The organism is Parabacteroides sp. HGS0025 (assembly GCF_000969845.1).
Lineage (GTDB): Bacteria > Bacteroidota > Bacteroidia > Bacteroidales > Tannerellaceae > Parabacteroides > Parabacteroides gordonii.
Genome location: NZ_KQ033902.1, coordinates 2,663,841 through 2,678,679 on the forward strand (window position 1 = coordinate 2,663,841; position 14,839 = coordinate 2,678,679).

The following is a 14,839-nucleotide window of genomic DNA, read 5'->3' on the forward strand; positions in this document are numbered from 1 at the left end:
GTCATTATTTTTTAGAAAATATTTTGTAAATAGTCAGATGATCGATATTCTTTTTATGACTTGGTATAACCAGGCTTGCTATATATCCGATAACGAAACAAGAGATAAACCCTGTTGTTGTATATAAGAGTAGATGAACGTATTGGAAATGAATCATAATAAGTTGAATGAATATGCTACCGATTATTCCGCATAAAGCCCCGGTTGCATTAGCTCTTCTGGTGATCATTCCCAGTAAGAAAAGTCCTCCTAAGCTACCCAGGATTATTCCTAGTATTTTATTGAATTCATCCCATAATGACTTTATTTCCCAGGTTGCCATTGTATAAGCAAAAGCAATACCGGCTATACCTAATAATAATGTGGAAATTTTAGCTGCATGCAGACTGTTTTTCGAATCATCAGTAACTATTTTACTATGGATATCGACAATATATGCTGTGGCGGCTGAATTCATACTACTACTAAGTGTCGACATGGCAGCAGCGAAAATACCGGATATTAACAGGCCTGTTATCCCTTGTGGCAATTCAGAATAAATATACCAGGGTAGGATGGCATCACCATCTGTAATAGTTAGACTCAACTCTGCCGGGCTATGCTTATAATAAACGTAAAGAACTGTTCCGACAAAGAAAAACAACAAGGTTGCAGGAATAGTAAGAAAAGCATTTGTCAGGACACTTTTCTTGGCTTGCTTTTCTGTTTCTGTTGTCATATATCGTTGCACCATAGTTTGATCGGTTCCGTAAGTCGTTAGATTAGTAAAGAAGGTTGCGATCAGTACAGTCCATAAAGTAGATTGCTTTAAATCGAAGTTTAAACTACCCAGATCAAATTTATTATCGAAAGCAGCTTCCCGGATGACACCGGAAAAACCATCCGGAATATTAGCGACTGCGATTATAACAACAAGAATTGCACCTCCCAGTAAAACGACAACTTGTAAAGCATCTGTCCATACCACAGCTTCAATACCTCCCATCATTGTATATATCAGGCTTAAAATCCCCATCAAGCCGATACAAAGAAATATGTCGAAACCTGTTACAACGTTCAATGCAATTGCAGGCAAAAATAAGACAATCCCCATTCTTCCAATCTGGAACAGAATAAAAGCCAAACTGCAAATGACACGGATTAACGAGTTAAATCGTTGTTCTAGATATTCGTAAGCCGTTGTTACATTCAGTTTCCGATAAAATGGAATGAATAAATACAGGATAATAGGAACAACCATTAATATACCTGCATTGACTAACATATAGCTCCAATCAGACGAGTAGGACTTTGCCGGAATAGACATAAAAGTGATCGCACTAAGGCTTGTGCCGAAAATACTTAATCCCACAGCCCACCAAGGTAAACGGCCACCCCCTTTGAAATAATCGTCCGTGTTCTTTTGTTTTTTCGAGAAATAGTAACCTATCCAGGCCAATGATGCAAAGTATAGAATAATGACGATAGTGTTCACAACACCCAGTCCTTTTTCAAAAGGTATAATTTCTCCTTGTAGTATTTGAGGTGTACGGATACCAGGTTTTATCTCTCCGCTTGTGAGATAAAACGAATTATCTTTACGGGCAATGTTCGTTGTAACGGGAATAGAGTAGGGCGCTGTCTCTTTTTCAATGAACGTATTCGTAATAGTATGGTATAGACGGACAGTGTTATCAAATCCGGGATGTTTATCGGAACCAGATATTAATCGTGGTACACCGCCTAAGAAAAGAATATGATTTGCTCCTGTTGCTATCGCTGTTCCGGCCATTACCGGGAATTGCTGATCTAATTTTTTCCAGATATTTAGTCGTGGATTATAGGCAAATCCATCCGTTAATACCTCAACGGATCCATCGGCTTTATAGTTACGTCCGCTGAAAAGATAGAAACATTTGTCAAAGCCATCGCTTTGAGCAGCACTAACGGCATATCCGCGGGGGGCTCCCGGCCAGGTAGGAAGTGTTTTCCATCCTTTTTTGCTGTTTGCCAGGTCAAGCATAAAGAAATGTCCGGTTGCTTCCTGCACATCCATTCTTTCCTGACCACCGGCAATGTAAATTTTATTATCCAACAGAACGCCGGTTGAGTTTGCTAGCGGGACTGGTAAAGAAGGCCAGTCTGTATCTATTTTTACTTTTCCATCTTTTAATTGAAGTAAGAAAACATCACTGTAACATTGTGCAGAATCGCATCCTCCGATACATAAAATGCCGGAAGGCAATTCAATAGAATTTCCATATGCTAATGTTCTAGGTAAACATTCCTTTATAATATTCCATTTAGTATCCGGATCCTGTACATTAATATAATATAATGTATTCCACCAGGTTTTATGACCACCATTCCAAGGGGTGGTATCTGGAAAATTAGCGCCACCGCCTACAAGCAGGTTGCTGCCGATAAATCCGGAGAATGCTCCCGCAATACCAATGTTTGCCTTTCCGTTAATTTCAGGCAAAGCCAATGTGTTGCTCCATTCTATTTTTTCCATATCCGGATATTCGGATGAAGCACATCTGGTGTTTGCCTTTGCCTGGAAAACTGTAAAAAGGCAAACCAAGAAAAGTATTTTTGTTTTAAATGTATTAGACATGGTATGACAATTTGTAGATCGGTTTTTATGTTTTACTATTCATAAATCTTTTGTAAACTTCAAAATGTAGTTCGATTGCTTTGCGGTAACCCGTTTCATCTTTTTTCTTTAGGTATTCAAGCAAATCTGCGTGGGTAACTATCTGGCCTTTTTCTTTCATCTCGATATTGATGGGTTCGAGCAAATCTTTGAATTTGTTTTTAACAAACACCATGACAGGATGAATTATTTCCTGAAATTCAGAAATTGTTTTATTACCGGTTATTTCATACAGTTTTGCATGGAACCTGAATTCACTTACCGGAGCATATTCGTTGTTCTCAAAAACAATACCCATTTTTACTATCTCCTCTAATTCTGCAATATCTTCAGGAGTTATATTTCGAAACAAGTCGCTACACATCCCTATTTCAAGGGCGATTCTGAAACCGAGAATATCGAACAAAGCTTCTTCGCTTAATATACGTGGATCGACTACCCGTTTCATTCCACCCAAAATGGAAGGTTCCCGCAAAATCATTCCTCTACGGGTACGGCTTTCTATCATGCCCATCATTTTCAAACGGCTTAATGCTTCGCGTAAAACACTGCGGGCAACGCCAAGGGCTGCGGCCAGTTCCAGTTCATTGGGGATTGGATCTCCTGTGCGCAAATCTTTTTCCTTGAGATAGTTGAGTAGTTTATCTTCGACCTGGTCTACTAATGTAAAGGTCTGACTATGTAATTTTAAAGAATCCATAAGTATATATTAGATTTATAATTCGTATTAATCCTATTTGTCTGACAAATAAAAGAAAAAGATTTTATATCACAATAATAAAAAGAGAGAAATTTGTATATTTTAACTTGCAAGACACAAATCAATAGTTTGGAATAAAACTTTTATTCCTGCTGGATATAAATTTTATCAATCTCCTCATCAATAAATTCAATCGGTTTTCATAACTATTACGTTCCTGCAAATGTTTATATTGTAAGAACATTAAAAGATGATGTGTTCTTTACTGTGTAATTTATCATACAGTTTAAGATATATGTTACTCTTATTTTTGCGAGATACATGATTTAGCAAGCAATTTTAAGTTCATCAATCAATAAAAACCGACAATCGCCATGAAAGAGAAAATTGATCAATTGGCTGCTCTAAACCATCAGGCAGAGCTGGGAGGCGGTGAAGACCGTATCGCGAAACAACATGCAGCGGGTAAACTTACAGCCCGTGAGCGTATCGAACTTCTACTGGAAAAGGGAAGCTTCGTGGAAGTAGACAAGTTTGTAACCCATCGATGCACGGAGTTCGGGCTGGAAAAACAACGTCCGCTGGGCGATGGGGTCGTAACCGGATACGGACTGATCGGAAAACGTACCGTATTTGTTTTTGCACAGGACTTTACTGTATTTGGCGGTGCTCTTTCGGAAACGTATGCCCGGAAGATCTGCAAGATCATGGATATGGCCATGCAGTTGGGGGCACCTGTGATCGGGTTGAACGACTCAGGTGGTGCACGTATCCAGGAAGGCGTACGGTCGTTGGCCGGTTATGCGGAAATATTCTTGCGTAATTCGATGGCTTCCGGTGTGATCCCGCAGATCAGTGCGATCATGGGGCCGTGTGCAGGTGGAGCGGTTTATTCGCCGGCCTTGACTGATTTTATCTTTATGGTAAAAGACTCCAGTTATATGTTTATCACCGGGCCGGAAGTGGTAAAGAGTGTAACGCAGGAAGAAGTGACGATGCAGGAGTTGGGCGGCTCGGAAGTTCATAGCAGCCGTTCGGGAGTAGCTCATTTCACGGGAGATAACGATATGGATTGTATCCTGAAGATACGCGAACTGATGTCGTTCCTGCCGAGCAACAACATGGAGGAACCTCCGTTCATCCCGACAACCGACAGTGCCAACCGCATCGACGAACAACTCAACAAACTGATCCCCACCAATCCGAACCAACCGTATGACATGAAGGAACTGATTGAATCGGTAGCAGACGATCACAACTTTTTCGAAGTACAGGAAGAATATGCCAAAAATATCGTGATCGGTTATATCCGCCTGAATGGTAAAACGATCGGGGTGGTTGCCAATCAGCCCTCTGTCATGGCCGGGACACTCGATATCAATTCATCGGTGAAGGCCGCACGCTTTGTCCGTTTCTGCGATGCATTCAATATACCGCTGCTCACGCTGGTAGATGTTCCGGGATTCCTTCCGGGCGTTAATCAGGAATATGAAGGTATTATCCGTCATGGAGCCAAACTGCTTTATGCTTATTGTGAGGCGACTGTCCCGAAAGTAACGGTTATTACCCGCAAGGCTTATGGTGGTGCCTACGATGTAATGAGCTCCAAACATATACGCGGAGATATCAACTTCGCTTATCCGACTGCCGAGATCGCTGTAATGGGTCCCGATGGTGCCGTAAATATCCTTTTCCGCAAGGAACTGAAGAAAGCGGAAGATGTGGAAAAGAAACGTAAGGAACTTCAGGACGATTATCGCGAGAAGTTCGCTAATCCGTACCGCGCTGCCGAACTGGGTTATGTAGACGAAATCATTGAACCCTCCGGTACCCGTGCCCGCCTGATCCGCAGTTTCGAACTCCTTGCCAACAAACGGCAGTCGAACCCGCCGAAGAAACATTCCAATTTACCACTTTAATACGCGAACGATTATGATAAAGAAAGTATTAGTAGCCAACCGCGGCGAAATTGCGATGCGAATCTTTCGTACCTGCCGCGTAATGAATATACCTACCGTTGCGATCTACACGCATGTAGACCGGGGAGCCTTGCACGTTCGATATGCAGAAGAAGCTTATTGTATTTCAGAAAATGAAACGGATACTTCCTATCTGAAACCGGATGTAATCCTGCAGATAGCCAAAAAGACCGGTGCCGCCATCCATCCGGGATACGGTTTCCTGTCGGAGAATGCCGACTTCGCCCGCCGTTGCGAGGAAGAAGGGGTAATCTTTATCGGCCCGAGTGCCGACGTTATCGCCCGCATGGGAATAAAGACGGAAGCCCGCAAGATTATGAAAGCGGCCGGAGTACCTGTTGTGCCCGGTACGGAAGAACCTGTGTCGGATATTGCCGAGATACGCAAAGTGGCGAAGGAAGTCGGTTATCCGATCATGCTGAAAGCCCTGGCCGGTGGCGGTGGTAAAGGTATGCGCCTCGTTCGTGAGGAAGCGGGACTGGAAGAAGCCTTCCGCCTGTCGCGTTCCGAAGCCGGCAACTCGTTCGGGAACGATGCGATTTATATCGAAAAATATATCGAGAACCCGCACCATATCGAAGTGCAGGTATTAGGAGATAAATACGGAAACGTGATCCACCTCTACGAACGCGAATGTTCCATCCAGCGTCGTAACCAGAAGGTGATCGAAGAATCCCCGTCGCCCTTTGTGAAGGAGGAGACACGTAAGAAGATGCTTGCCGTAGCCGTGGAAGCCTGTAAGAAGATCGGTTATTACAGTGCCGGAACATTGGAGTTTATGATGGATAAAGACCAGAACTTCTACTTCCTGGAAATGAATACCCGCCTGCAGGTGGAACATCCGGTGACGGAAGAGGTTACGGGTGTCGACCTCGTTCGCGATATGATCCTGGTAGCTGCCGGCAATCCGTTGCCCTACAAACAGGAAGATGTAGAGTTCAGGGGAGCCGCCATCGAATGCCGTATCTATGCGGAAGACCCGGAAAATAACTTTATGCCTTCGCCGGGTATTATCAAGGTGCGTGAAGCCCCCGAAGGACGTAACGTCCGTCTGGATAGTGCCGCCTATGCCGGGTTCGAAGTATCCCTGCATTACGACCCGATGATCGCCAAACTATGTACCTGGGGACGCAACCGTGAGTCGGCCATTTCCAATATGGCACGTGCCCTGCGTGAATACAAGATACTGGGAATAAAGACGACGATCCCGTTCCATCAGCGTGTATTGCACAACGAAACATTCCTGAAAGGGAATTACGACACGACCTTTATCGACACCAAGTTCGACAAGGAAGACCTGAAGCGTCGCCAGAACAATGATCCGCTGGTTGCTGTCATAGCAGCCGCCCTCAAACATTTCGAACAGGAGAAAGAGGCTTCCGCCCGTATGACGACTGTTCCGCTGGTAGGCGAATCTTTATGGAAATATTACGGTAAACTGCAGATGACTGCCAATAACTATTAAAAGGAGGATCTGATTATGTCAAAAGCATTAGCAACCTATTTTGCAACAGTAAACGATATGCCGGACACTGAATTCAAGGTGGAAATACTCGAAGACGGCCCGGTAAAGAAAGTCTCCGTGAACGGTAAGATATACAATGTCGATTATAATGTGGGAGGGGATAGTATCTATTCCATCATTCTTAATCATAAATCGCACGGTGTCCAGATATCCAATATCTCAGACGACGTGTATGAGGTCAAGAACAAAGGCGATTATTTCCAGGTGCAGGTAATCGACGAACTGAAGAAGATGCGTTTGTCGCGTATCCAGTCTGTAGCAGTAGGCCGTCAGGTTATCACGGCACAGATGCCGGGCGTGATCCTGAAAGTGAACGTGAAAGCAGGCGACGAAGTGAAAGCCGGTACGCCGCTTTGTGTCCTGGTAGCCATGAAGATGGAGAATGAGATCCGCAGCCCGATCGATGGTGTGGTGAAAGAAGTGTTTATCACGGATGGCGATAAAGTTTCCGTAAACGACAAGATGATGGTCGTTGAGTGATTTTATTCAACAAATACTAAACAGGTATTGTTATTATATAAAGCTTACATATATAAACCAATAGTGTTATGGAAAATAGAACAAACGAACAGCCTTTGGCAGAATTAAAGGCAGTAGCAAAAGGCCCTCTGTTAGTAAAAGGCCCGGTAAAACTGATTACCCCCGAAGGAAAAGAAATGATCATGGAAAAGACGGCGCTTTGTCGTTGCGGCCATTCAAAGAACCAGCCGTTCTGCGATGGGTCACACATGAAATTGTAGCAGGTTTAAATGATGTCTGAACCGATTGAGAGGTAGGCGTAAATTACATTACGTCTACCTCTGGTTATGTTTGGAGGTTGTTCTATTGCCATAATATTGGTCAATATTTATAGAGAATTGGTTCATCAATTGTTAAGCCTTTGAATTTTTTGCTTGCGTAATGAAATAATAACTATATTCGCGACGTTAATTTGTATAGTATTAATCTTAATTATAGAGATTTTGTTTATTAAAAAAGAGAATTATGAAGAAGAATTTTTTGTATTTGTTTACCGTGTTATGTACGTTGAGCTTTTTCACGGCTTGTAGTGACGACGATGATCCAAAGGATCCGACTGTCTTGGACGTGAACACTGCTTATAGTGGTGATAAATTGGATTTAAAGTATAGCGATGTTCAGCTTTTAGGTAAAGAAGTTGCTTTTGATACAAAGGATGGCAAGACGGCTACTATTACGATGAAAGGTAATTCTAGTTTAGGAGAACTTTTGGGACAACTTATGAAGTCTACAGCGGCAACCCCAGCTATGGCTCCGGGCGTTATTCCAGGTGAAATAACGACAACGATATCTAATGTGCCTTTGATACTTTCTGGTGAAACATATACTTTCGAAGGCGAATATACCGGAACATCCGGCGTAAAAGCCACTTATTCCGGTGCAGTTCAGAAAGACAAACTGACAATGTCGGTAAAGGCAACTCTGCCGACTAATGAACTGGTGGGAAACTGGGGGCTGGCAACTCAGCCGCTGAATCTCGTCTGGACAGCCGGTGATGCGATGATCGATTTGAGTTCTATGGGTATCCCCGGAATAACAACTCCGCTTCCCGTATCTGTTGTTATGCCTATGCTTGGAAGCATTGTATTAGCTCCGAAGTTGCAAGGTGTAATTGAAAGTATCAGCTACGGCGCTGATGGTAACATTGTTGCCAGCTATAAGAAAAAAGGCGATAGCAACTGGAGTACTTCTCCACTTAACCTGGCACAATATTACATCAAAGACAGTAAATTATATGTACAGTTGAACATCGATCAGATCATGGCGACCGTACAGGCAAACAAGAACAAGTCGAAAGCCGACATGGATATTTCAGCGATTATTGCACTTATACAACCGCTTATGTCTTATTTGTCAGAAGGTGTTCCTTTGAGTTATACCGTTGCTAATGGAACGGCGCAGGTTACTCTCGGATATGATGTGTTGGGTAAAATTTTACCACTGTTGACCGATGAATCTATTGCAGGAATGATTGCAGGTGTGTTGCCTGCAGAATATCTGCCAATCATGTCTCAGTTGCCCGCTATTCTGGAAAAGACAGAAAATGTAAGTGCAACATTGATTTTGACAAAGAAATAATCCTATAATCGGATAAATAAAAAGGCCTTATGTGCACGAAGCATATAAGGCCTTTTTTCTGTTCCCGTTTATTCGATTACCGGTCGATCATCCTCGCCGCCGCCCCCTTCTTCGGGTGGAATAAGAGGTTTATCATCGGGATCTACTTTTGCTTTCGAACCGATTCCGCGACGCGACAACGTTTCTGAGAATTGTACAATCTCCGCATTGATAGCATCGATCACAGCACCGATCGCAGCCATTTTTGCAGCATCCTTTTCAATCACTTCGCTTACCATATAAATGGCATTGATTGCCTCAAACAACTTACGGGCAGCGTCGTCCACCTGTGGACGGACCTGTAAGAGGGTTTCAGTCACCGTACGTACACGTTTTTCGTCGGCACGGCGTGAATAAAGTTCTGCAAATTCGTCGTTGGCCGTTTTCAGTGAAGCTACGACTTCGGTCAATCCCAAAGTTTGTACATAAGAAGAATATTCGTCCGACTGCAATTTCTTCACAAAATCCGACACCATTGCCGTATTTTCTGCATCGGGCTTTGAAGCAGCTGTGCTATAAGGCTTCATAGCGAAAGCAAGCTTGTCGCCGGCCGCAACTTCAGCCGGTATCAGACTCAGTTGTTTGCTTTGGATAGTAAGTTTGACCAGGCGGAAAAGCCGGTCTCGTACGGCATCTTTATCAGACAGTTCTTTCGTGTCGGCAAATGCTTTGTTTTGCAAATAGATAGAATCTTCTTTTTCAAATAGTGACGCATAGCTGTCGCGCAATTCGGTTAGTTTATACTCTGTTGCAAAACTGGTAGAAACAGCTTTTAATAAGGCCTCTTGTAAATTGTAGTGCTCGGCGTTACGGGCGCTTTTCAGGTACAGAATTTCAGGAATTTTTTTCATACTAACATTATTTATGGATGAACTTAAAAAAAACTTATTAAAAAAAGATCTCCCGGATAATTTCCAATGTTTTCCGACTGTCGGAAAGCTTCGAAAATATCCGCAGTATCTTACTTTCCGCAGAAATTATCAAAAAAGACAAAAAAACGTTTTCCGAAAGCCGGAAAGTATAAAAAAGACGTTTTTTTTCGTTTCCGACAGTCGGAAAGCTTGAAAATACGTTTTTTGCCATTTTCTTCATGCAGAAAACCGCTGCGGAGATTTTTTTGCCGTTTCAAACGAGCGGGAAACCGCCAAAAGATGTTTTTCATGTTTTCCACTCGTCGGAAGCTCTAAAAGTAGGCAAATAAAACCAGAAAACAACCAAAAACAAATAAAAATGCTTTCTCGAAAATAATCCTTACCTTCGCCATGTGTTTTTGAAAATTTTTTATTACAAATTAAAAAGGTATTAGTTTACTAACAAATTTATGAAGACAAAATTACTGTATGTATTCAGCATGCTGTGCATGCTCAGCCTATTCGTGGCTTGTAGTGATGACGATAAGGTGGAACCTATCGGAACCGGATTTGATGGAGTATATAAAGGTACTCTGGATGTAGATTTGGACGGAACCAAAGTCGGTGAAAATCTCCCTCAGAAAGTGTATGTAACCAAAGTCGGTGAAAATGCGATCAAGATGGAACTGAAGAACTTTAGCTTCGGTACTATGGCTCTGGGCGACATTTCTGTCGATAAATGCAATGCAGAAATGCAGGGCGAAAACGCTTGTAAGTTTGATGGCGGGCAGAAACTGACTTTACCTATTGTAGGCGAATGCGATGTCGTAATGAACGGTACTATCGTTAGCGACAAGCTTGAAATGGTGATCGATGTAAAAGCCACCCAGTCGGGCGCAGCTATCACTGTAAAGGTGGATTTCAGCGGTACGAAGCTGGCGGCAGACCAGAGCTCGGAAGCGAAGATTACGGCGTTTACGTTCGATTCTGACCTGGTGGTAACTCAGCCGGTTATTGATGGTACGAATATTTCATTTGTTGTAGCAGATACAATCACAAATGAAGAATTGGCAGTGCTGGTTCCGACAATCACAGTTTCCGACAAAGCTACAATTACTCCTGCCAGTGGTGTTGCACAGGATTTTACAAAACCAGTGGTTTATACTGTGACATCTGAAGATGGAATTGTTGCTACTAAATATACTGTGACTGCTGAACTGAGTGGAACATATGACTTTGAAACATGGGTTCCCGGTGTGGAAGGACAAAAACCGGAAATGACATTCTATGAAGTAGCCGGAGGATGGTCTTCCAGTAATACTGGTGCACAGTTGCTGAAAGCAATGTCTTTTACAGATCGTTATGTTGTTACTGAAACAGATGATGCTCACAGTGGAAAGTCGGCAGCTCGTATTGAGACTGTTTATTCAAAGGGGGCAAATTTCTTTGGAATGCTTGTCCCTACCGTTACGACAGGAACTTTATTCCAGGGTAAGTTTATAACAGATCCTAAAAACACTTTAAACAGTACGAAGTTTGGTATTCCGTATAGTAAGAAGCCTGTTACACTCAAAGGTTTTTATAAATATACTCCAGGCGAAGAGTTCTATCGTTGCGAATCTCCTGCTACTTGTGACAAAGCTGTTGTAGATCCGGGTAGTGTTGACCAGTGCGCTATCAACGCTGTTCTATATGAAGTAAATAGTTTCGAGGATGACTCTGAATATCTGACAGGAATGAATGTGAAGACATCAGATAAAATCGTTGCAATAGCTAGTCTCCCTGACGGAACGGCCAAAGCGAACTGGACTTCATTTGAAATTCCGTTCACTTATGTTCAGGAATATGATGCTGCTAAGAAATATCGTTTTGCTATCATGTGCTCATCCAGTAGTGACGGTGATAACTTCAACGGTGCTCCGGGTAGTACGTTGATTGTGGATGATATTGAGGTTATAGTTGAATAGTATATTAGGACTTATTTGACTCATTGAAAAAATCAGTAATGGGAATTAACAAAAAAACATTACTGATTTTTTGTTATGTGTTGTTTTATGATTATATATTGGTTTGATTAATAGATGAGCAATGTTATGTGTATCAGCGTGGTAGAACTTGTCACTTTTTTGTCACTTTATAAATGGTATTAATATGATTTAATCAGTTAGTTTTGTGAATCGATTCGATCCAATTAGTTTAGGATGAAGTACAAGTCCTAAATATCACAAACTAACAAAAAAATTAATGTTATGATTAAGACCTATTTATCTGCAATCACTCTATTAATATTTTGTTTCTTTTCATGTAATAATGAGAATGAATCTCAAAATATGAATAATAGTAAAGAGTTCCAAGAAATAATACTTCAAGAGCGAGACCCTAATATCCCTCTTGTTTTGTCAGAGGGACCTAGTAATAAAACTTCTCAACTAAAGGCAACAATTCCATTTGATGAATACTTAGGTAGATCCTATAAAGATAAAGTTCTTCCTATAGGTGATGGAGAGAATATACATTATCCTGTTGTTGACATTAAGAGACTATCTAAAGATCATTCAAACTATGTCTCGAATATAAGGATCGGAAAGGGAGAGGCTACAAGCTTTTCATATACCGGATTTGACAGATATGTGTCAAATTCTCGAACATCAAAAAAAATAAAAACAGGTTTTTCTTTTAGTCTAGGATTATTTTCTATAGGCGCTAAAAGGTCTGTAGAGGAAATATTTACATCTTCATTAGTTCAAGAAAAAAACAGAATCTTTGGTGAATTGAATGTGGAGATAAAAGATTCACATTACTCGTTACAAACAAATTCAAATATCTACAATATACTTGCTAAAGATTATTTAACCACAGAATTTCGTTCGGATCTATATAATCTAACTCCAAGCGAACTATTTAATAATTATGGAGGATTTGTTTTGACTGACTTTATTACAGGAGGACGGTGTACCGGTTTATATACCGGTTTATATAATAGCAATGAATCTGTAGAAACCAAGGAACGAAATATGAATACTGATATAAATGCCTCTTATGGATTTAAAATAGGTGAAGATAGTTCGAAAGTTTCTGGTGAATTGGGAATAGGAAAAGGGTTTTCAAATGGAACATCGAGTTCAAATAAAGTAACTTCTATGGAAACATCTGTTAAAACAAAAGGGGGAATGCTTGGTTTCTCTAATTTTACAGTTCCCAAAAGTCTAAACGATATCAGTATTGACTTAAGTAAGTGGCTTACGTCGTTAAATGATAAAAGTACTCATAGTATTATTGATATTGGAGAAGAAGGATTAGTTCCATTATCGGCTTTTATTATGGAAAAAAATTTAAAAAATCGGTTTAATAAAATTTATGGAGAAGGGATAAATGTTAATGAATCATTTAAAGAACCATTTATTTGTATAATCCCATATGGTACTAGTGAAATAGCTGCTATAATACCAGTTCTTATTACTCGATATGGTGATGCTGTAACACTTATTGATAAATATCCAGAGTGCTATTCTTCTGAAGAAATAGCTGCTACCATAAATAGAATTAAAGAAGAAAAAGCTAAAATATTTAGTGGAATAAAAATCAAACTTTTTCCAAATGAGAGTGGTGATATATCTATGTATACCTCATATTCGTATGGTTTTGTAGAGAATAAAATGAAAAAATATGTAGATGCTAAAAATAATATGACATATTTATTGTATGAAGGTTCTAATCCATATTATAATGAAAACCCAAAAAATAAATATGCATTGTCAATATCTGCTGATTATTTACTTAATACTTATTGCATAAGAAAATTTGTAGATTCTCTTCCTTCAGTACAGATAAGTCGAGAAGAATTATTTGAGTATTTTATAGTTGCTCTTTAATTCCCTAAAAAAGAAACTGAACTAATAATTATTAGTTCAGTTTCTTTTACCTCGGCGCCTTCCTATACAAATAAATCGCGATAAACGTATAAAGAATATTCGGGATCCAGGCGGCCACCATCGGGCTTACGTAGCCGTTGATGGCGAAGGTCGATGTTACGGTCGTAAATAAAATGTATGAGAAACTCAGTCCCAGGCCGATACCGATATTCAATCCCATCCCTCCCTTGATCTTACGTGACGATAGCGACGCTCCGATAGAAGTAAGGATAAACGCTGCCATGATCGACGCAAAACGTTTGTGATATTCGATCTGGAAAGTCTGGATATTACCTATACCACGCGTTTTCTGACGTTCGATATAGGTAGCCAGCTCCGGCGAAGTCATCGTCTCGCAGTCGGTGGCGGAGATAAGGAAGTCGGAGGGGATAATCGTCAGCGTCGTATCTTTACGGGAACCTTCCGATATATGTTCGCGCAGTCCGTCGAAATCACGGATCATGTAGTCGATAACCGTCCATTGATACAGCGAGTCGTATTTGATGGAATTAGCAGTCAGTCTGGATACCAACTTCTTACCTTCGAAATGTTCCAGGGAGAAACGGTAGCCCATGTTCGGACGCGAATCGTAACGGTTGAAATAAGCGATCACACCCGGCTCCACTTCGATCTGGATATTACGTGCAGACTCCACCTTCTTGTTTCGGATATACTTATTCTGGAAGTCGATACGGGTAATATTGGCCGGAGGAATAATGTACGCACTCAATATGAAACTGGCAATCGCAATGATCCCCGCCGAAATAGCATACGGCAACATCAACCGCCGGAAACTCATTCCGCTGGCAAGCATCGCAATGATCTCCGAGTTGTCAGCCAGCTTGGAGGTAAAGAAAATAACCGCAATGAACGTGAACAGCGGACTGAACAAGTTGGCAAAATACGGAATAAAGTTCATGTAATAGTCCAGGATGATTGCCTGCAAAGGCACATCCGGCTTCAGGAACTTATCGATCTTTTCGTTTATGTCGAAAACAACCGAGATAGAGATAATCAGGATGATCGCGAAAACATACGTTCCGAGAAATTGCTTGATGATATACCAGTCTACCCGTTTTAATTTGAATTTCATGAAATGTTT

Annotated in this window: 11 protein-coding genes; 7 read left to right on the top strand and 4 right to left on the bottom strand. The window is 41.2% G+C overall.

Annotation, left to right across the window (positions count from 1 at the left end; genetic code table 11):
• Positions 1 to 4: 4 nt before the first annotated feature.
• Both HMPREF1212_RS10385 and HMPREF1212_RS10390 read right to left on the bottom strand, forming a co-directional pair.
• Positions 5 to 2,596 carry a sodium:solute symporter family protein gene (locus tag HMPREF1212_RS10385; protein ID WP_046149311.1) on the bottom strand — a complete coding sequence of 864 codons (2,592 nt, stop codon included), beginning with the start codon at positions 2,594 to 2,596 and terminating at the stop codon, positions 5 to 7.
• A 25-nt stretch (positions 2,597 to 2,621) separates the two neighbouring features.
• Positions 2,622 to 3,335, bottom strand: coding sequence for a FadR/GntR family transcriptional regulator (locus HMPREF1212_RS10390; RefSeq protein WP_046149312.1), 714 nt, complete (start codon positions 3,333 to 3,335; stop codon positions 2,622 to 2,624).
• 374 nt (positions 3,336 to 3,709) lie between these two features.
• Here HMPREF1212_RS10390 and HMPREF1212_RS10395 point away from each other — a divergent pair, with 374 nt between their 5' ends.
• The 5 genes from HMPREF1212_RS10395 to HMPREF1212_RS10415 all read left to right on the top strand — a co-directional run bounded on the left by HMPREF1212_RS10395 (position 3,710) and on the right by HMPREF1212_RS10415 (position 8,936).
• Positions 3,710 to 5,254: an acyl-CoA carboxylase subunit beta gene (locus HMPREF1212_RS10395; RefSeq protein WP_028729190.1), complete on the top strand. Its 1,545-nt coding sequence runs from the start codon at positions 3,710 to 3,712 to the stop codon at positions 5,252 to 5,254.
• Positions 5,255 to 5,267: 13 nt separating this feature from the next.
• Positions 5,268 to 6,779, top strand: coding sequence for an acetyl-CoA carboxylase biotin carboxylase subunit (gene accC, locus HMPREF1212_RS10400; RefSeq protein WP_046149313.1), 1,512 nt, complete (start codon positions 5,268 to 5,270; stop codon positions 6,777 to 6,779).
• Between the two features lie 15 nt (positions 6,780 to 6,794).
• Entirely contained in the window at positions 6,795 to 7,319 is a 525-nt protein-coding gene (locus tag HMPREF1212_RS10405) for a biotin/lipoyl-containing protein (RefSeq protein ID WP_028729192.1), read from the top strand.
• A gap of 68 nt (positions 7,320 to 7,387) precedes the next feature.
• A complete protein-coding gene (locus tag HMPREF1212_RS10410; protein ID WP_028729213.1) occupies positions 7,388 to 7,579 on the top strand; it encodes a CDGSH iron-sulfur domain-containing protein in 192 nt (63 codons plus the stop codon).
• A gap of 244 nt (positions 7,580 to 7,823) precedes the next feature.
• A complete protein-coding gene (locus tag HMPREF1212_RS10415) occupies positions 7,824 to 8,936 on the top strand; it encodes a DUF4925 domain-containing protein (RefSeq protein WP_046149314.1) in 1,113 nt (370 codons plus the stop codon).
• 68 nt (positions 8,937 to 9,004) lie between these two features.
• Here the strand turns inward: HMPREF1212_RS10415 and HMPREF1212_RS10420 are convergent, their stop codons facing one another.
• Positions 9,005 to 9,826, bottom strand: a complete 822-nt coding sequence (locus HMPREF1212_RS10420) for a DUF6261 family protein (protein WP_046149315.1) — start codon at positions 9,824 to 9,826, stop codon at positions 9,005 to 9,007.
• A gap of 470 nt (positions 9,827 to 10,296) precedes the next feature.
• Here HMPREF1212_RS10420 and HMPREF1212_RS10430 point away from each other — a divergent pair, with 470 nt between their 5' ends.
• Positions 10,297 to 11,793 carry a PCMD domain-containing protein gene (locus tag HMPREF1212_RS10430; protein WP_198293262.1) on the top strand — a complete coding sequence of 499 codons (1,497 nt, stop codon included), beginning with the start codon at positions 10,297 to 10,299 and terminating at the stop codon, positions 11,791 to 11,793.
• A 282-nt stretch (positions 11,794 to 12,075) separates the two neighbouring features.
• Entirely contained in the window at positions 12,076 to 13,698 is a 1,623-nt protein-coding gene (locus HMPREF1212_RS10435; protein ID WP_046149317.1) for an MAC/perforin domain-containing protein, read from the top strand.
• Positions 13,699 to 13,744: 46 nt separating this feature from the next.
• Here the strand turns inward: HMPREF1212_RS10435 and HMPREF1212_RS10440 are convergent, their stop codons facing one another.
• A complete protein-coding gene (locus HMPREF1212_RS10440; RefSeq protein WP_028729216.1) occupies positions 13,745 to 14,830 on the bottom strand; it encodes an LptF/LptG family permease in 1,086 nt (361 codons plus the stop codon).
• Positions 14,831 to 14,839: the final 9 nt, after the last annotated feature.